Origin of the sequence: Microbacterium sp. CFBP9034 (assembly GCF_034045255.1) — a bacterium.
GTDB lineage: Bacteria > Actinomycetota > Actinomycetes > Actinomycetales > Microbacteriaceae > Microbacterium.
Genome location: NZ_JAXCWC010000001.1, coordinates 681,990 through 700,967, shown reverse-complemented (window position 1 = coordinate 700,967; position 18,978 = coordinate 681,990). Strand labels below are relative to the sequence as shown.

The 18,978-nt window shown below is 70.5% G+C and carries 13 protein-coding genes; 6 read left to right on the top strand and 7 right to left on the bottom strand.

What is annotated here, in order from left to right; genetic code table 11:
• Positions 1-4: 4 nt before the first annotated feature.
• The 4 genes from SOM19_RS03105 to SOM19_RS03090 form a co-directional block, all read right to left on the bottom strand.
• Complete coding sequence (locus SOM19_RS03105) at positions 5-1,339, bottom strand: ABC transporter substrate-binding protein (RefSeq protein ID WP_320485089.1); 1,335 nt, start codon at positions 1,337-1,339, stop codon at positions 5-7.
• Positions 1,340-1,410: 71 nt separating this feature from the next.
• Complete coding sequence (locus SOM19_RS03100) at positions 1,411-2,310, bottom strand: carbohydrate ABC transporter permease (protein ID WP_320485088.1); 900 nt, start codon at positions 2,308-2,310, stop codon at positions 1,411-1,413.
• Positions 2,307-3,242, bottom strand: a complete 936-nt coding sequence (locus SOM19_RS03095) for a carbohydrate ABC transporter permease (RefSeq protein WP_320485087.1) — start codon at positions 3,240-3,242, stop codon at positions 2,307-2,309. The genes SOM19_RS03100 and SOM19_RS03095 overlap by 4 nt, the downstream gene beginning before the upstream one ends.
• The gene (locus SOM19_RS03090) at positions 3,239-5,254 is read right to left on the bottom strand and encodes a beta-galactosidase (RefSeq protein ID WP_320485086.1); all 2,016 of its coding nucleotides are present in this window, start codon (positions 5,252-5,254) and stop codon (positions 3,239-3,241) included. Before SOM19_RS03090 ends, SOM19_RS03095 begins: the two co-directional genes overlap by 4 nt.
• Positions 5,255-5,398: 144 nt before the next feature.
• Here SOM19_RS03090 and SOM19_RS03085 point away from each other — a divergent pair, with 144 nt between their 5' ends.
• The 3 genes from SOM19_RS03085 to SOM19_RS03075 all read left to right on the top strand — a co-directional run bounded on the left by SOM19_RS03085 (position 5,399) and on the right by SOM19_RS03075 (position 9,710).
• Positions 5,399-6,418, top strand: a complete 1,020-nt coding sequence (locus SOM19_RS03085; protein ID WP_320485085.1) for a LacI family DNA-binding transcriptional regulator — start codon at positions 5,399-5,401, stop codon at positions 6,416-6,418.
• Positions 6,419-6,583: 165 nt separating this feature from the next.
• A complete protein-coding gene (locus SOM19_RS03080; RefSeq protein WP_320485084.1) occupies positions 6,584-8,521 on the top strand; it encodes an alpha/beta hydrolase-fold protein in 1,938 nt (645 codons plus the stop codon).
• Between the two features lie 127 nt (positions 8,522-8,648).
• Positions 8,649-9,710, top strand: a complete 1,062-nt coding sequence (locus tag SOM19_RS03075) for an LLM class flavin-dependent oxidoreductase (protein WP_320485083.1) — start codon at positions 8,649-8,651, stop codon at positions 9,708-9,710.
• A gap of 41 nt (positions 9,711-9,751) precedes the next feature.
• Here SOM19_RS03075 and SOM19_RS03070 read toward each other — a convergent pair whose 3' ends face one another.
• Together SOM19_RS03070 and pheA are read right to left on the bottom strand one after the other, a co-directional pair.
• Positions 9,752-10,201, bottom strand: a complete 450-nt coding sequence (locus tag SOM19_RS03070) for a pyridoxamine 5'-phosphate oxidase family protein (protein ID WP_320485082.1) — start codon at positions 10,199-10,201, stop codon at positions 9,752-9,754.
• Positions 10,198-11,175 carry a prephenate dehydratase gene (pheA, locus tag SOM19_RS03065; RefSeq protein ID WP_320485081.1) on the bottom strand — a complete coding sequence of 326 codons (978 nt, stop codon included), beginning with the start codon at positions 11,173-11,175 and terminating at the stop codon, positions 10,198-10,200. The genes SOM19_RS03070 and pheA overlap by 4 nt, the downstream gene beginning before the upstream one ends.
• Before the next feature lie 182 nt (positions 11,176-11,357).
• Here pheA and pgm point away from each other — a divergent pair, with 182 nt between their 5' ends.
• Complete coding sequence (pgm, locus tag SOM19_RS03060) at positions 11,358-13,004, top strand: phosphoglucomutase (alpha-D-glucose-1,6-bisphosphate-dependent) (RefSeq protein ID WP_320485080.1); 1,647 nt, start codon at positions 11,358-11,360, stop codon at positions 13,002-13,004.
• 198 nt (positions 13,005-13,202) lie between these two features.
• Here the strand turns inward: pgm and SOM19_RS03055 are convergent, their stop codons facing one another.
• Positions 13,203-15,260 (bottom strand): hypothetical protein, encoded by a 2,058-nt coding sequence (locus SOM19_RS03055; RefSeq protein WP_320485079.1) that lies wholly within the window; start codon positions 15,258-15,260, stop codon positions 13,203-13,205.
• Between the two features lie 234 nt (positions 15,261-15,494).
• Between SOM19_RS03055 and SOM19_RS03050 the strand changes: the two genes are divergently transcribed.
• On the top strand, positions 15,495-16,508 hold the full coding sequence (locus SOM19_RS03050) for a LacI family DNA-binding transcriptional regulator (RefSeq protein ID WP_320485078.1): 1,014 nt from the start codon (positions 15,495-15,497) through the stop codon (positions 16,506-16,508).
• A 614-nt stretch (positions 16,509-17,122) separates the two neighbouring features.
• On the top strand, positions 17,123-18,898 hold the full coding sequence (locus tag SOM19_RS03045; protein ID WP_320485077.1) for an ABC transporter ATP-binding protein: 1,776 nt from the start codon (positions 17,123-17,125) through the stop codon (positions 18,896-18,898).
• Positions 18,899-18,978: the final 80 nt, after the last annotated feature.

Genomic DNA, 18,978 nt, shown 5'->3' with positions numbered 1-18,978 from the left:
GTGCTTACTCCGCGACCGGGATCGACTGCGCCTCGAGTGTCGCGATGGTCGACTCCTGCGCGGCCTCGAGGGCCTCGAGGAGCGTTCCCTGACCCGTGACGGCCTTCTGGAAGCCGTCCGACACGTCGGCGTACGTCTGCGTCATGGTCGGTCCCCACACGAAGTCGGGGTTGACCTGGGCCGCAGCCTCGGCGAACACGTCGTAGATCTTCTGACCGCCGTAGAACTCGACGCCCTCCTGCAGCGACGGCAGGTCGAGGCCCGCGGTCGTGGCGGGGTAGATGTTCGCCGACTCGTTCAGCGCGGTCAGCGCCTCGTCGGAGGTGTTCAGCCACAGCGCGAACTTCGTGGCCTCGTAGAGGTGATCGGTGCCCTTGAAGACCGCGATCGACGAGCCGCCCCAGTTGCCCGAGCTCTCGCCGCCGGCCTCCCACTGCGGGGACGGTGCGACCGACCAGTTGCCGGCGGTGTCGGGAGCACCCGACGAGATGGAGTTGGCGCCCCAGACGGCGGAGTTCCAAGTCCAGACCTCACCGGAGTTGTAGGCGTTGTTCCACTCCTCGGTCCATGCCGGGTACGTGGCGACGAGGTCCTCGTCGAGGAGCTCCTGCCAGTAGTCGGCCACCGTGGTCGACTCCTCGCCGGTCAGGTCGACCGTCCACTCCTCGCCGTCGTTGGTGAACCAGTCGCCGTTGCCCTGCCACACGAAGCCCGCGAACTGGTTGATGTCGGCGGTGGAGAAGTTGGTGATGTAGCCACCGGCCTCCCGCACCTTGACGGCGGCGGCCTTGTACTCCTCCCACGTGGTGGGAACCTCGATGCCGTTCTCCTCGAACAGGTCGGAGCGGTAGAACAGCGCCATGGGACCGGAGTCCTGCGGCACGCCGTAGACGCCGTCCTCGGTGCCGAGGGTGACCTGGCCCCAGGTCCACGGGATGAACTCGTCCTCGGCGGCGACGACGTCCTCGCACGCCGCGAGGTTCTCGAGGCCGTCCTGCACGCGGAAGCTCGCGAGGGCGTCGTACTCGATCTGTCCGAGGTCGGGGGCGTTGCCCGCCTCGAGCTGGCTGAAGAAGCTCTGGTACGTGCCGCCGTTGCCGTTCGGACCGGTCTGGACCTCGACCTGGATGTCGGGGTTCGCCTCGTTCCAGGTGGCCACGACGTCTTCGATGCCCGGGATCCACGACGTGAACTCGAGGGTGACGTCTCCGTCGGAGGGGGCGCACGCGGCGGCGTCGACGCCTCCGTCGGTGCTGCCGCCGCCGGCGGCGCATCCGGCGAGCGTGAGCGCGCTGAGCAGTGCGACGCCTGTGACGACTGCTCTCTTGGTGTGCTGCATGATCTTCCTAACTTGATCGGGTGATGCGGGATTTACAGGGATGCCGGCGGGCAGGCCCGCCGGGCGGGGACTCACTTCACGGACCCGGTGCCGAGGCCGTTGCGCCAGAAGCGCTGAAGGAGGAGGAAGGCGACGATGAGGGGCACGATCGAGAGGAACGAGCCGACGAGGACGTAGGTGCGCAGCTCCGGGATCTGGTTGAGCTGGGTGTTCCAGGAGTAGAGGCCGTACGTCACCGGGAACAGCTCCTGGCTGCGCAGCATGATCAGCGGCAGGAAGAAGTTGTTCCAGATGGACACGAACTGGAACAGGAACACCGTGATGAGGGCGGGCGTCATCAGGCGCACCGAGACGGTGAAGAACGTGCGCACCTCGCCCGCCCCGTCGATGCGGCCGGCTTCGATGAGCTCGTCCGGCACGCTCGCCGAGGCGTAGATGCGGCTGAGGTACACCCCGAACGGGCTCACGATGCTCGGGAGGAGCACCGCCCAGAACGTGTTGGTCAGGTTGACCTGGCTGAACAGCAGGAACAGCGGGAGCGCGAGCGCGGTCGCCGGCACGAGCACGCCGCCGAGCACGACGTTGAAGAACGCCTCACGGCCGCGGAACCGGTACTTCGCCAGCGCGTAGCCGCACATGCCGGCGACGATCGTGGCAAGCAGCGCCCCGATCCCCGCGTATCCCAGGCTGTTGACCAGCCAGCGGACGTAGATGCCGTCGTTGTAGGCGAGGAGGTCGCCGACGTTCGTGAAGAAGTTCCAGTCGGAGAACCACAGGGCGTTCGTGGTGAGGAGATCGCCGCGGTCCTTCGTCGATGCGATGAACAGCCACCAGATGGGCACCAGGAAGTAGAGCGTGAACACGCCCATGACGATGAGGGCTGCGCCGCGCGAGAGGATGCTCTCCCGCGGGCCGCGAGAGGGCCTCAGGTCGTCGGCGGTCGCGCCGCGCGTGCGGGTGAGCATGCTCATGACTCGGCCGCCTTCCGCTGGGTGAGCTTGAGGAACGTGAACGACAGGACGAAGGTGGCGAGCGCCAGCACCACCGAGAACGCCGCCGCGAGGTGGGTGTTGGGGATCGCGCTCGTCGCGTAGATCGTCATGTTCGGGGTGTACGTGCTCGACACCGCCGCGCTGAACGACCGGAACACCTGCGGCTCGGCGAGCAGCTGGAGCGTGCCGATGATCGAGAACACCGCGGTCAGGATGATCGCCGGGGCGACCATCGGGATCTTGATCGACCAGGCGATGCGCACCTGCCCGGCGCCGTCGAGCCGCGCGGCCTCGTAGACCTCCGACGGGATGGCCAGCAGCGCCGAGTAGATGATGAGCATGTTGTACCCGACGAACACCCACGTCACCACGTTGGCGATCGACCACAGCACGAGCTGCGGCGACAGGAAGTCGATGGTCTGGGTCACGTCGGTGAACGGCGACAGGTTGGGCGAGTAGAGGAAGCCCCACATGATGGCGGCGATGACGCCGGGCACCGCGTACGGCGCGAAGAAGGCGAGCCGGAAGAACTTCTTGCCCTTGAGCGCGGGCGAGTCGAGGAGCAGTGCGAACAGCAGCGCGAGTCCGAGCATCACCGGCACCTGCACGGCGCCGAAGAGCAGCACGCGCCCGACGGACTCCCAGAACGGCGCGTTCTGGAACACCAGGAGGTACTGCGTGAGGCCGCCGAAGACCTCGGTCGGCGCGCCGTAGGTGCCGTCGCGCTGCACGACGAGCAGCGACTGCCACACGGCGTACCCGATCGGGATCAGGTAGAAGAACAGGAACAGGACGCCGAACGGACCCGTGAAGATCGCGATCGCACCCTTGTGCGGGGTGTGGCGCCGGACGGCGCCGCGTGGTCGGGAGGCCCGCGAGCCTCGCGTCACGAGGACTTCTGTGGCGGTCATGCGGCCGCCTCCTCTCTGATGATGCGCACGGCGCCGCCGGGCACTTCGAGTTCTCGTGACACCGCGAGTCCGGTGACGAGCTCGACGCCCTCGGCGGTCACGAACGCGGCGGCGTCTGCGTGATTGACGACGAACAGGTACGAGGCATCCGCTCGCCTGCGACGCACGATCTCGAGGGCGCCGTCCCCTCCTCGGACGACCGCGGCCGGACGAACGCCGGCTTCGGCGGCGAGGCGTCCGAGCAGCTCTCGGTAGTGCGCGTGCTCGGGCAGCGTGGCGAGGTACCAGGCGGTGCCGTCGCCCCACGCGTTGCGGGTGATCGCGGGGTGTCCCGCCGAGGGTCCGTCGGTGAAGGATGCCTCGACCTCGGCCGTCGTGATACGCGCGCGCTCCGACCAGAGGCCGGCCGTCGCTCCGGAGCTCAGGGTCAGGGGCGTGCCCGCTGCGACCGGGGCGAACTCCTCGATGCGGATGCCGAGGGCATCGCGGAACGGACCGGTGTAGCCGCCGGTCCACACGCGATCGTCCTGGTCGACCGTGCCGCTGTAGAACGTGACCAGGGCGGTGCCTCCCGCCGCGACCCAGTCGGTGATGACGGCGGCCTCGCCGGCCCGCACGAGGTGGAGGCCCGGCACGACCACCAGGCGGTACCCCGAGAGATCCGCGCCCGGGGCGACGATGTCGGCCGTGAGTCCGAGGTCGTGCAGCGCCCGGTAGGCGGCGTGGACCTGATCGAGGTAGCCGAGCGACTGGCTGGGACGCGACTCGGTCTGGGTGGCCCACCACGACTCCCACGAGAAGACGAGGGCGACCTGCGCGTCGACGCGGGAGCCGGCGACCTCGCCGATGCGGTCGACGATGCCGCCGAGCTCGACGACCTCGCGCCAGACGGCGCTGTCGGTGCCGGCGTGCGGGAGCATCGCGGAGTGGAACTTCTCGCTGCCCTGCACCGAGGCGCGCCACTGAAAGAAGCAGACCCCGTCCGCGCCGCGGGCGACGTGGGTCAGTGAGTTGCGGATGATCTCGCCCGGCGCCTTCGGCTTGTTCAGCGGCTGCCAGTTGACCGCGCCGGTGGAGTGCTCCATGAGGATCCAGGGCGCGCCGCCGCCGAGGCCGCGGGACAGGTCGGCGGCGAACGCGAGCTCGGCACCCGGCGCGGCCAGGCGGTGATCGAGGTAGTGGTCGTTCGCGATGACGTCCATATCGTCCGCCCACGACCAGTAGTCGAGGTTCTCGATGTGCGCGGTGACCATGAAGTTCGTCGTGATCGGAAGATCGCTGACGGGACGGATGGCGGCGGCCTCGGCCCGATAGTGCGCGAGGAGCTCGTCCGAGCTGAAGCGGTGGAAGTCGAGGAACTGCCCGGGGTTGCGGGTCGAGAGGGTCAGCCGCGGGGGGAGGATCTCGTCCCAGTCGCCGTACGTCTGACTCCAGAAGGCCGTGCCCCACGCCGCGTTGACGGCGTCGAGCGTCTCGTACCGCTCACGCAGCCACCGACGGAAGGCGGCGGCGCTCTCGTCGCAGTAGCAGAGGGCGTTGTGGCAGCCGAGCTCGTTCGACACGTGCCAGAGCGACACGGCCGGGTGACTGCCGTAGCGCCGGGCGACGGCATCCACGAGCCGCAGCGCCGCCTCGCGGAACACCGGTGAGCTGGGGCACCAGGCCTGGCGACCGCCCTGGTAGCGACGCGTGCCGTCCTCGGCCATGGGGAGGATCTCGGGGTGCGCACGGGTCAGCCAGGCGGGCGGCGAGGACGTGCCGGTGCCGAGGTTCACCCGGATCCCCGCGGTGTGCAGCCGCCCGATGATGTCGTCCAGCCCGCGGAAGTCGAACTCCCCTTGGCGGGGCTCGAGGTGCGACCAGCCGAAGATGTTGATGGCCACGAGATCGACTCCGGCCACCGTCATCAGCGCGATGTCCTCGTCCCACACGTCGGGCGTCCACTGCTCGGGGTTGTAGTCGCAGCCGAACGCGATGCCGTCGTGCTCGAAGGGGCGGGCGGGGGCCGTCATGTTCTCCTCGGATCTGTGAACGTGCACAGATCCGAACGCTATTCCTCTGCGTTGAGGTTCTGTGAACGTGTACAGACTAGGCACGGTCCCGATTCCTGTCAACACGTCACCGTCGCGGTGTGCTCGCGCACATACGATGGGGCCGTGGAGACCAACACCCGCCGTCGTCGCGCGACCGTCAAGGATGTCGCCACCGAGGCGGGCGTCTCGCGCGGCACGGTCAGCCGCGTGCTCAACGGTCAGCCCTACGTCTCCGACGAGGCGCGCGCCGCCATCGACGCGGCGATCGCGAAGGTCGGCTTCATCCCCAACCGCGCCGCGCGCAGCCTCGTGATGCAGAGCTCGCAGGCGATCGGCCTCATCGTGCACGAGCCGCACTCGCTGTTCGTCGAGGATCCCAACATCGGCTCGATCCTGCTCGGGGCGAACGCCGCGCTGTCCGATGCCGACTACCAGCTGTCCTTCCTGATCGCCGACTCGTCGCGCGACATCGACCGCCTCGCGCGGTACCTCAGCGGCGGCCTGATCGACGGCGTCATCATCGTCTCGGCGCGCGTCGGCGACCCCATCACCCGCGCGGTCGCGAAGCTCGATCTGCCCGCGGCGTTCGTGGGGCACCCCCGCGACATCGGCGATGCGGCGTACGTCGCCATCGACAACCGCGGCGCGGCACGGGAGATCACCACGCGCCTCGCCGCCACGGGTCGCCAGCGGATCGGCATGGTCGCCGCGGCCCTGGACCGCGACTCGGGCTCGGACCGCCTCGCCGGCTTCGTCGATGCCCTCGGCAACCGCTTCGACCCGCAGCTCGTCGAACGCGTGCCGCTGTACTCCTACTCCGACGGCCAGGCCGGCATGCGCGCGCTCCTCCAGCGGGCTCCCGACATCGACGGCGTCTTCGCCTCGAGCGACGCGGTCGCCGCCGGCGCCATGGACGTGCTCCAGGCCGCCGGCCGGGTCATCCCGCGAGACGTGGGCATCGTCGGGTTCGACGACAGCTCCTGGGCGCTGCGGTGCGATCCCCCGCTGTCGACCGTGCACCAGCCCGCCAACGAGCTCGGCCGCGCCGCCGCCGAATCGGTGCTGCGGCAGCTGCGCGGCGAGGACCCCGACTCGGGCGGCAGGCTGCTCGAGTGCCCCGTCGTCTGGCGCGGATCGGCCTGATCCCGCGGTCGCACTGGCGCCCGGCACCCGGTGTTTGACAGCGGCGACGGATGCTGACAGCCTCTGTGTACGTTCACAGGGATCTCTGCCCGTCGCTGTGAACGTGCACACACCGCGAACGACGACGACCGTCGCCCGCACAGCCCGACAACGAAGTAGGAGCTCGTGAAGACCACCACACCCAGACGGCGTCTCAGCGCCGTCGCCGCCGGCGCGATCACGCTGATCGCGGCATCCGTTCTCACCTCACCCCCGGCCGTCGCGGCCGAGGCTCCCCCGGCCACCGTGTCGATCGACCTCGAGGGCACGTGGAAGTTCGTGAAGGGCGACAGCCCCGCGTACGCCGACCCCGGGTTCGACGACTCCGCGTGGGCCGACATCCAGGTTCCCGGCGACGGGACGCCGTTCGCGAGCTACGACGGCTTCGGCTGGTACCGGCTCGACTTCACGCTGCCCGCAGAGGCGCAGGGCACCAACCTGGTGGCCTCGCTCGGGTTCCTCGACGACGTCGACGAGGCGTTCCTCAACGGGGTGCGCATCGGCGGATCGGGCACGATGCCGCCGGCCGCCAGCAGCCAGTGGTTCGAGAAGCGGCTCTACCCCGTACCGGCCGACGCCCCGAACTTCGGCGGTGAGAACACCCTCGCGGTGCGCCTCTACGACATGAACGGCGGCGGCGGCTGGTACGGCGGCCCGGTCGGGATCTTCTCCAAGGACGCCGTGCGCGAGAACGTCTACGGCATCACCGGACCGCTCGCCTCGGAGTCGCAGACCTCGGCGGTCGAAGCGGTGCTGGCCACGCAGAAGGCCGCGCTGGCCGCCGGCGACATCGACGCCTACCTGGCGACGCTCGACGCGTCCTACTTCCACGACGGCCGCTCGAAGGAGCGCCGCGAGCGCGAGCTGCGCGACTGGATCGCGGAATCGAGCACCCTGTCGCTCAGCGACGGCGAGGTCGAGGTCGTGGTCGGCGAGGACGGCGACCTCATCGTCGACACGAACCGCTCGATCGTCGGCACGCGCGACGGTGAGAGCCACGTGTTCCAGCCGGCAGCCCAGGAGTTCCTGCGCTTCTCGCCGACGACCCTGCGCGAGACGGGCAATCGCTCGCGCTTCTTCCGGGAGACGGTGGACTCCGAGCTCGAGGGCCAGCCGCGCGAGTTCGTCACCTACCTCCCGCCGTCGTACCTGAACGAGCCGAACCGGGAGTACCCCGTCGTCTACCTGCTGCACGGCATCAACGGCGGCAGCCGCGAGTGGGAGCCGCGCGACATCGACGACGTGCTCGACGGGCTCTGGGCAGAAGGCCTCGCGGAGTCGATCGTGATCATGCCCGACGGGGAGTCGCTCTGGTATGCCGACCAGCTCAATGGCGGCACGCCGTGGCGCAGCATGTTCCTCACCGAGATGGTCCCGCTCGTCGACGCCGAGTACCGCACGCTCCCGCAGCGGGAGTTCCGCGGGCTCACCGGGGTGTCGATGGGCGGCTTCGGCGCGTTCTCGATGGGACTGTCCAACCCCGACACGTTCTCGTCGCTCGCCTCGCACATCGGCGCGCTGAGCTTCTCGAACTCGGGTCTGCCGACTCCGCTGACGCAGGTCGCCGGGATGACGACAGAGCAGCTGAACCGGTTCGATTTCTACTTCGACGCCTGCGAGTTCGACGAGTACCGCTTCGACAACGCCGCCCGCACGATGAGCGCCACGCTCACCGCGAAGGGCGTCGCCCACACGTGGGAGGTCTACCCGGAAGGACGCCACAACGATGCCTGCTGGATGCCGCATCTCGTCGACTCCTTCACGGTGCACTCCGACCACTTCCGCGCGGCCGGGCTCATTGAGGACGCGGTCGCCCCGACCGTGACGGCCTCGATCGACCAGCGGCAGCGCATCGTGCTCGAGGCGACGGACATCCGCTCCGAGGTCACGAGCGTGGAGTACTCGGTCAGCAAGAACGGGCGGGTGACCGTCGAGTGGACGGAGTACACCGGCCCGATCCGGACGGATGCGGCATCCGTCGTGTCGTTCCGCGCAACCGACGCCGTCGGCAACGTGAGCGACATCGGCACGACGACGCTCGCGGACCTGCGCGCCGCCGGGTAGTCCCGCGTCGCTGTACAGGATTCAGGAAGATGCGCACGGCGCGCCGAGCCAGGACGGCTCGGCACGGCGTGTCTCCTGAATCCGGTACGGCGGAATGCCCGGGACGGGGCGGAGGTTGGCATCAGCGATGAGCACTGCCACCTCCGCCCTGTCCCTGTCCGTCCTCGACCTCGTGCCGGTGCGCACCGGCCAGACGAGCGCACAGGCGGTCGCGGCATCCCTCGCGGTCGTCGCCCGGGCCGACGAGCTGGGCTACCGCCGCTATTGGTTCGCCGAGCACCACAACATGCCCTCCGTGGCGTCGACGACGCCTCCGGTGCTCGTCGCCGCTGCGGCCGCCCGCACGTCGCGCATCCGCCTCGGCTCGGGCGGCGTGATGCTCCCCAACCACTCGCCGCTCATCGTCGCCGAGCAGTTCGCGGCGCTCGAGGCCCTCGCGCCCGGCCGGATCGACCTCGGCCTCGGGCGGGCGCCCGGGTCCGACCCGGTGATCACGCAGCTCCTCCGCCAGAGCGGCACGACGAGCGACGTCGAGCGCTTCCCCGACCACGTGCGTGACATCCTCTCGCTCGTGTCGGCCGACGGGGCGAGCGTCCGCTTCACCTCGGGCGGCACCTACGACGTGCGCGCGACGCCCGCGGCGACCACCGTTCCCGAGGTGTGGCTCCTCGGTTCGAGCGACTATTCGGCGCAGCTCGCCGCGTCGATGGGGCTGCCTTACGTGTTCGCGAACCACTTCTCCGGTCAGGGCCTCGAGCGCGCGCTCGACCTGTACCGCACCGGCTTCCGGCCGTCGGAGACCCTGGCGGAGCCCCGCACCTTCCTCACCGCGAACGTGCTCGCCGCGCCGACTGAGGAGGAGGCCGACGCCCGGGCGCTCCCCTACCTTCGGATGACCGCACGCCTGCGCGCCAACAAGCCGCTCCTCGCTCTCGAGACGATCGAGCAGTCGATCGCCGGCGCCGCCGACTTCGACGCCCTGGCCGAGTCGCTCATGGCGTCGGCCCGGGCGGGATGGTTCGTCGGGACCGCCGAGTCCGTGCGCGCCGGCCTGAACGCCTTCGCCGCCCAGCACGGCGTGGACGAGATCATGATCTCGCCGATCGCCGGCTCCTACGAGAACGAGCCGATGGATGCCTCCCCCGGCCGGGTGCAGACCCTCGAGCTGCTCGTCTCCGGCTCGGCCTGAGGTCGGCGCGGGCCGGCGCCGGCGGGCACCCGGGCTGCGCGCTACCAGGCGATGAGCTTGTGGGGAGTGACCTCGATGAGCGCCGAGTAGCGGTCGGCCATCGTCTTCGTCGTCAGGTTCAGACGCTGCAGCCACGCGTCGTACTTCGCGGTGTAGGCCTCCTCGATGCGGTCGACCCAGGCGGACGACGGCTCGGACGAGATCGCGGCCGTGCCCCGAAGGACGGTGAGCTGCTCGCCGTCGGCGCCTGCTTCGAGGTGCAGGAGCACGCGCTCGTTCGCGCGGAGGTTGCGCACCTTCGCGGTGGCGGGCTCGCTCATGATGAGCGCCTTGCCGTCGCGCCACAGGAACCAGACCGGCACCGCGTGCGGGAATCCGTCCCGGCCGATCGTCCCGAACCAGCCGACCTGCTCGCTGTCGAGGCGCGCGAGCGTGCGCGCGTGCACCTCGTTGCCGGGGTCGAAGGAGAACGGCTCGGCGGCGGCGCTCATCCCTCGTCCGGCTCTCCGCTGAGGAGGCCGCGCAGCCAGTCGCGCGCCTCGACGAAGACGTCGTCGGAGTAGCGGTCGGGGTAGCGCACCACGGCACGGTCGGCGCGGGGGTAGGAGCCGAGGAACACGACCTTCGGGCTGAAGCGGCGCAGTCCCAGGAGCGCGTCCGCCATCCGCTCGTCCTCGATGTGGCCGTCGGCGTCGATGACGAACCGGTACCGCCCGAGGGCGTCGCCGATCGGTCGCGAGGCGAGGAGCGAGAGGTTGATGCCGCGGGTCGCGAACTGCTCGAGCATCTCGAGCAGGGCGCCGGGGTGGTCGTCGGGCAGCTCGGCGATGAGCGAGGTCTTGTCGGCACCGGTCGGGGGGGGCGACGACACCGTCCTGCTGACGAGCACGAACCTGGTCACGGCGTTCTGGTTGTCGCCGATCGCCGAGGCGAGGAGTTCCAGCTCGTGGTGCTCGAGGATCCCTGGCGGGGCGATCGCGGCATCCGCGTCGCTCGATCCGTCGAGCAGGCTCATCGCACTCGCGACATTGCTCGCCGCGGGGATGTGCGCGTGCGCGGGAAGGGTGCGCGTGAGCCACTGCAGGCACTGGGCGTAGGCGACGGGGTGCGCCGCAACGAGCGAGACGTCCTCCAGCTTCGCGCCGGGGCGTCCCACGAGAACGAACTCCACCGGCACCAGGTACTCGCCCACGATGCGGAGCCCCGGAACGGTGGCCAAGGCATCCTGAGCCGTCGACACACCGCCGTCGACGGAGTTCTCGATCGCGATCATCGCCGCGTCGGAGCGGCCTTCGACGACGTCCGCCAGCGCCTCGCCGACGTTGCGGACGGGCCGCCACTCCTGCCCCCAGGCCTCGGGCACCTGCGCGAGCGCGGCCTCGGTGAAGGTGCCGGCCGGGCCCAGGTAGCTGTACGTCCGGCGGGTGGGGGCGGATGTCGCACTCTCGAGTGCCTCGGATGTCACGCGTGCCAGCCTATCCACGTGCACATCTCCGGCAGGCCGTGAGTCGGCGCGCGGCGCCGGTGCGGAAACGCGCCGTTCGGCACCCGCCGGCCAGGCCGAATCGACGGAGTTGAGGCACGGCAACGGCGACTTCCGAGGGCTCAGGCGGGACAGATGCGCGCCGTACGGGGCAGACTGGAAGCATGAGCAGCCGCGCAGGACAGCCCGCCGAGGCCTCCGACCTGATCGACGTCGACGAACTGATCGCCGCCTACTACGACACCAAGCCGGATCCCGCTGTGCCCGAGCAGCGCGTCGCCTTCGGCACGAGCGGTCACCGCGGCTCGTCGCTCTCGGCCAGCTTCAACGAGACCCACATCCTGGCCACCACCCAGGCGATCGTCGACTACCGCGCGTCGCAGGGGATCCGGGGTCCGCTGTTCCTCGGCCGCGACACCCACGGCCTGTCGCTCCCCGCGGAGCGGAGCGCCATCGAGGTGCTGGTCGCCAACGGCGTCGATGTGCGCGTGGACTCGCGCGACTCGTGGGTTCCGACCCCGGCGCTGAGCCACGCGATCCTGACCTACAACCGTGGCCGGGCGCTCGATGACGAGGGCCGGTCCGACGGCATCGTCGTGACGCCGAGCCACAACCCGCCCCGCGACGGCGGCTTCAAGTACAACCCGCCGAACGGCGGCCCCGCCGACACCGACGCCACAGGCTGGATCGCAGACCGCGCGAACGCGCTCATCGCCGCAGGCCTCGAGGGCGTCGCGCGCACACCGTTCAAGGACCTCGACGGCGACGCGATCGGCGACTACGACTTCCGCGACGCCTACGTGCGCGACCTCGCGAACATCATCGACATGGACGCCATCCGCTCGGCCGGGGTGCGCATCGGCGCCGATCCGCTGGGCGGCGCATCGGTGGAGTACTGGGCGCTCATCGCCGAGGTGCACGGCCTCGACCTCACGGTCGTGAACCCCGACGTCGACCCGACCTGGAAGTTCATGACGCTCGACTGGGACGAGAAGATCCGCATGGATCCTTCCTCACCGTCGGCGATGGCCTCGCTCGTCGCCAAGCGCGCCGACTACGACATCCTCACGGGCAACGACGCCGACGCCGACCGGCACGGCATCGTCACGCCCGACGCAGGGCTGATGAACCCCAACCATTACCTGGCCGTCGCGATCGACTACCTGTTCTCGCACCGAGACGGATGGCCGACGGATGCCGCGATCGGCAAGACCCTGGTCTCGTCGATGATCATCGACCGCGTGGCGGAGTCGCTGGGCCGCCCGCTGCTCGAGGTTCCCGTCGGGTTCAAGTGGTTCGTCCCCGGGCTCCTCGACGGGTCGGTCGCATTCGGCGGCGAGGAGTCGGCCGGTGCGTCGTTCCTGCGCACGGACGGCACCGTGTGGACGACCGACAAGGACGGGCTGCTGCTCTGCCTGCTCGCCGCCGAGATCCTCGCGGTCACGGGCAAGACGCCGTCGCAGCGCTACGCCGAGCTGGAGGCCTCGTTCGGGGCATCCGCGTACCAGCGGGTGGACGCCCCGGCGACGCCTGCGCAGAAGGCCGCGCTCGGCCGGCTCGCCCCCGAGGCCGTCAGCGCCACCGAGCTCGCCGGCGAGCCGATCACCGCGAAGCTCTCGCACGCGCCGGGCAACGGCGCCGCGATCGGCGGGCTCAAGGTGCAGACCGAGCACGCGTGGTTCGCCGCGCGCCCGTCGGGCACCGAGGACGTCTACAAGCTCTACGCCGAGAGCCTCCGCGGCCCCGAGCATCTCGCCGAAGTGCAGGAGCAGGCGCGGGCCGTCGTGACCGAGGCGCTGGGCGGCGCCTGACCCGGGTCGCTGCGCGGTCGTCGGGCGCGCCCTGTCGCCGTCGGGCGCGCCCTGTCGCCGTCGGGCGCATGGTTTGCACGAGAGAACATGCTTTGCACGGGCAAACCATGTGCGCTCGTGCAAAGTGTGTGCGCTCGCGGGTGGTCGGACGGGGCCAGCGCCGGAGACGGGCAGGGGCAGGGGCAGCGGGGCCCGGGCTCACCGGGCGATCGAGGCCTCCCACATCCGCGTGTAGTCCTCGGCGCCGCTCATCAGCTGCTGCTTCAGGAGTGGGCCGTCGGCTCCGGCCTGAGCGACGACATCCGCGGTCCAATCGGCCAGCAGCCCGTACGTCGCCATGCCGTCGAGGTTGAGGTCGAAGGTGCGCTGGCCCATCGTGAAGCGGTCCACGGTGGTGCCGTTGAGGGCAGTGAAGGGATAGACCAGCGGATGCTGCGCCGCATCGTCGCGCGCGTACGCCTGGTCGCCGAGCCCGTTGACGTCGGTGCCGAAGCCGTAGGCGGAGATCGCGCCGGGGGCCGCGGCATCCCGATTCGCCTGCCACTCGTCGAGGAAGCCCGGACGGCCGCCCTGCGTGTGAGCCGCGTTCGCATAGGAGGCCACGAAGCCTCCGACGTCGGCGATGCGCGCGATCATGGTGCGGTCGGCCCACGTGTGGGTGGTGACGACTCCGGGATACCCGGCCGCTTCGGCGCGGTCGAGCACGGCGTCCGCGGTCTTGAGGCTCATGTGGTCGACGTTGATGACCATGCCGCGCTCCATGAGCTCGCCCACGAGGTAGCCGCCGAGCTCGGTGAGTCCGCGGATGTTGCAGACCCCGCCCTGCGGGTAGATGGGCGCGACGGTCCCGTGCGGCAGCCCGGTGACGGTCTTCAGCAGGGCGGCGATCTCGTCACTGCGGAGCGGCTGCTCGTTGTCTGTGGCGCCCTCGCATTCCTCAACCTCCCAGAAGTGGCCGGTCGAGACCTTGTTGCCGATGTTGACGGCGGCGCCCTGCGTGCCGGAGTCGAACCGGGTGCCGCCGAACGCGTTGTCGAACTTGTGCACCGGGTACACCCCGCTCACTCCCCATGACTGCAGCAGGTCGAGGCCGGCGTCGATGTCGGCGGTGTCGCATTGCGGCACGTCCAGCACCTCGCGGCAGCCGAACAGCTCGGAGTTCTCGACACCGACGATGACCGCGAGCTTGCCCTGGGCGGCGATCGCGCGCACCTCGGCCGGGGTCGTCGCGATGCGGAACCAGCCCTTGCCCTCACCGCCGGACTGCGCGTCGACGTAGTCCTGCAGATCGCGCAGGTACAGCGCCTGCAGCCTGAGCTGGTCCATCTCGTCGCAGCTCGTGACCCGATCCGGGTACACCTCGCAGATCACGCGATTGGCGACGAGGAGGGCGTTGTGCACGCGCTCCCCCGCCTCCCATGCACGCTGGATGCCGCGGAAATATGCCTGCTCGTGCAGCAGCGTGGTGGGCGTCGGCCAATCGTCGAAGGTAGGCCATCCCTGGGGATCCATGAACGGATCGGTGCCGGCGACCAGTGCCCCGGCGTATCCGCCGAGTCCGAGAGCCGAGTGCGACAGGCAGCCCCTCAGTGCGACCTCGACTCCGCCCGGCGAGAAGGGGGCGCCGCACCGCAGCTTGCCGCCGAACCCGACCGCCGCAGTGATGTGCGCATGTGCGTCGATGAACCCGTTGAGCGTGCCGTCGGGATTGACGCCGGGTGCGGGGATGCCCGACACCGAGGTCGCGACATCCGCCACCGCGGCGCAGCCGGCCGACGGCTGCAGCGTGAAGGAACCGCTCGTGGCGACGAGGGACCCGAGGAAGCCGCCGATCGCTTTGCCGTTGAGCGTGGCCGCGATGCGGTAGGCGGCGCCGTCGCGCGTGACGGTCCAGTCGGCGCGGTCGCCGTAGCTCGAACCGGGCATCACGGTGCCGAGGACGCTGAGATACAGCTGCGATCCCTTCGCGTCGATGAGCCGGTAGCGCCCGAGGTCGGTGGCCTCGAACCTGATCGGCACCGCGGTGGAGGATGAACCCCTCGTGCCGTAGCCGACCGAGCCTCTCGTGACATAGTTCGCCGTGCCGCTTCCCACTCGGAGCACGGCGCAGGTGCCGTCGAGGTCCGTCGCCGGGGCCGGTGCGGCGTGCGCCGCGGACAGCGGCGCCGCTATGAGTGCCACCGCGGCGGCGACCGCGACGGCGGCTCGGCGGAGGCGCGCCCGAACAAGCGGGTGGGTACGGGCGGCAAGGGGCACGGCATCCTCCTCGAACGGCACTGTGCGAGACGGGGGGATGCTATTGGCGAGCGGTGGCCGGCGGGGGCTTTCTGTCGGGATCGCACAACGATCCGGTCGCGTGACGCCCCAGCGTGAGAGGACCGGCACGGATCTGCGCCGGCTGGGGCGCACGCCCCGGCCGCTCGGGGGCCCGCGCGCGTGCGACACTGGTCCGGCAATCGCTTTCTCGGGAAGGCGTCACACGGAGGATCCATGAAACGGGCCGGGATACGCGACGTCGCGCAGCGCGCGGGCGTGTCGATCAGCACGGTCTCCAATGCGCTCAACCGTCCCGGCCTGGTGAGCGAGCAGCTCGCCGAGCGCGTGCGCACGGCCGCCGCGGACCTCGGCTATGTCCCCCTCCAGGCCGCGCGCCAGCTGCGGGTCGGCCGCAGCGGGCTGCTGGGCATGACGGTCATCAACATCGCCAACCCGTTCTTCGCCGAACTGGTCAGCGGCGCCGAGGAGGCGGCCACCGCCGGCGGCTACCGCGTCCTGGTCGGCAACAGCGACGACGACGTGGCGAAGGAGGCCGGCCACCTGGAGCTCTTCGAGCGCGTGCAGGTCGAAGGCGTGCTGGTCTCCCCGTTCGGCGACGCCACGGCGCCCATCGAGCGGCTCCGGGCGCGCGGCATCCCCGTCGTGCTCGTCGATGCGGTCGACGATGCCGGCGCGCTCCCCTCGGTCTCGTTCGACGACGTCGCCGGCGGACGCCTCGCGGCCGACCATCTGCTGCAGATCGGCCGTCGCCGCATCGCCTTCCTCGGCGCACGCGAAGAGGTGCGGCAGGTGCGCGAACGGCTGCAGGGCGCTCGGCTCGCCGTCGCCGCGTACCCGGATGCCCGGCTCGACGTGGTCTGGTCGACTCGCACCACCCCCGAGCTCGGTCGGAACCTCGGCGCCGAGATCGCCGCGGCGCCGCCCGCGTCCCGGCCGGACGGGATCGTCACGACGAACGACCACCTCGCGTGCGGGGTCGTCTACGGGCTCGTCAGCAACGGGGTCCGCGTGCCCGAGGACATCGCCGTGATCGGCTACGACGACATCGAGTTCGCCTCGGTCGCCGCCGTGCCGCTCACCTCGGTGCGCCAGCCCGCTCGCGCGATGGGCCGTCACGCCGGCGAACTGCTGCTGCACCAGCTCGACGGCGGATCGACCGAGCCGCTGGGCTCCGTGATGTTCGAGCCGGAGCTCATCGTCCGGGCGTCGAGCGTCGTCGGGGCCTGAGGGCGGGCCCGGGGCGGGGCGGCTGTGTCGAGCGGCCGAGGTCAGGAGACGGCCGGGCGGCCTTGGAGCGTGGCCGAGCGGCCGAGGTCAGGAGAACGGCCGCAGTCAGGACGCTCAGCCCTCAATCGGTCCTGATACCGGCAGATCTCCTGACTGCGGGCGGGGCGGGCGGGCGCTGCGGGGCGGGACGGATGCTGCGACTCGGGGGCGCCGGCGGGCTCGGGCTCGAGCGGCCGAGGTCAGGAGAACGGCCGCCGTCAGGACGCTCAGCCCTCGATCCGTCCTGATACCGGCAGATCTCCTGACTGCGGGCGGCGGGCGCTGCGGTGCAGGACGGATGCTGCGACTCGGGGACGCCGGCGGCCCTCGAGCGTCGTCGGGGCGTGAGGTCGGGCAGGCCCGGGGCCGAGCTGTGTCGAGCGGCCGAGGTCAGGCGAACGGCCGCAGTCAGGACGCTCAGCCCTCAATCGGTCCTGATACCGGCAGATCTCCTGACTGCGGGCGGCGGGCGATCGGGCGGCGATCGCGCGGCGGGCGAGCGCACGGCGGGCGAACAGACCCGGGACTCGGAGGCGACGACCCGCGGTTGCGGCATCCGTCGGTACCATGGGGACATGACTCAGAAAGCGTTTACCCGCGTTCCCGAGCTCATCGACGGCGCCCACCCCGGACGCTCGGTGCTGCGCCTCCTCGCCCGCCGCCCCGGACGCCTGTCGCTCGCCCTCCTCGGGTTCTCGCTGAAGGAGATCCCGCTGTGGTTCCTGCCGGTGGTCACGGCGGCCATCATCGACATCGTCGCAGACGGCGGCGAGGTGAGTACCGTGCTCGGCTGGTTCGCACTGGCCGTGGTGCTGCTGCTGCAGAACTACCCGAACCACATCCTCTACACGCGCCAGTTCATGACCGTCGTGCGCGACACCGGCGCCGACCTGCGCAACGCCCTCGCCGCCCACCTGCAGAGCCTGTCGATCGGGTACCACACGCGCGTGAGCTCGTCGATCGTGCAGACCAAGGTCGTGCGCGACGTCGAGAACGTCGAGCTGATGCTGCAGCAGGTCACCCACCCGCTGCTGTCGTCCGTCATGGTGCTGATCGGCGCCGTCGTGATGACCGCCATCATGGTGCCGCAGTTCCTCCCGGTCTACGCGCTCACCGTTCCCATCGCGCTCATCCTGCGCTGGGCGCTCAGCCGTCGATCGCGTGCGCGCAACGAGACGTTCCGCCGGGAGATGGAGGGCTTCGCCGCCCGCGTCGGCGAGATGGCCTCGCTCATCCCGGTCACGCGTGCGCACGGTCTCGAGCAGACCGCGGTGACGCGCGTCGCCCACGGCGCCGAGGGCGTGCGCCGCGCCGGGCTCCACCTCGACATGCTCAACGGCCACGTCGCCTCGATCTCGTGGGTCGCGATGCAGCTGCTGGGAGTCGGATGCCTCGTCCTCGCCGCGATCTTCTCCCTCACCGGCATCCTCCCCATCACGCCGGGCGAGGTCGTGCTGCTGTCGACGTACTTCGCCCTCCTCACCCAGGGCCTGACGCAGCTGCTCATGCTGATCCCGGTCGGAGCCCGCGGGCTCGAGTCGGTGCGCTCCATCGCCGAGGTCGTGCAGGAGCCCGACCTCGAGCAGAACGAGGGCAAGCGCACGGTCGGCGAGGTCGCCGGCCGGATCACGCTCGAACGCGTGAGCCACCGTTACCCGGGAGCCGACGAAGACGCCGTCCACGACGTCGATCTCGACATCTCCGCCGGCGAGACCGTGGCCTTCGTCGGATCGTCGGGCTCGGGCAAGTCGACACTGCTCAACCTCGTGCTCGGATTCGTGCGCCCCACGTCGGGTCGCATCCTGCTCGACGGCGCCGACATGCAGGAGCTCGATCTGCGCGACATGCGCCGCCATGTGTCCGTGGTGCCCCAGGAATCCGTGCTGTTCGAGGGGACGATCCGAGAGAACGTCTCGTACGGGATGCCGCACCTCGACGACGAGCGGATCCTCCGGGCGCTGCGAGACGCCAACGCCCTCGAGTTCGTCTCGGCACAGCCGCAGGGGTGGAACACCGTCGTCGGCGAGCGCGGCGCCCGGCTGTCGGGCGGCCAGCGGCAGCGGCTCGCGATCGCCCGGGCGCTCGTGCGCGATCCCCGGATCCTGCTGCTCGACGAGGCGACCTCGGCGCTCGACCCCGAGTCCGAGGAGCTCGTGAAGGAGGCCCTCGGACGCCTCATGCAGGGACGGACCACGCTCGTGGTCGCGCACCGCCTGTCGACCATCCGCCAGGCCGATCGGATCGTCGTGCTCGAGCAGGGACGCGTCGTCGAGCAGGGCGGACACGATGAGCTGCTCGAGCGCTCGGGCCGCTACGCCACGCTCCACGCCACCCAAGCCGGCAGGCCCTGAGCCGAGGCATCCGTGACGTGTGATCCCCGACGGGATAGCGCTTTCCATCGAAACGTTTTAGAGTTGCCGCATGCGCTTCG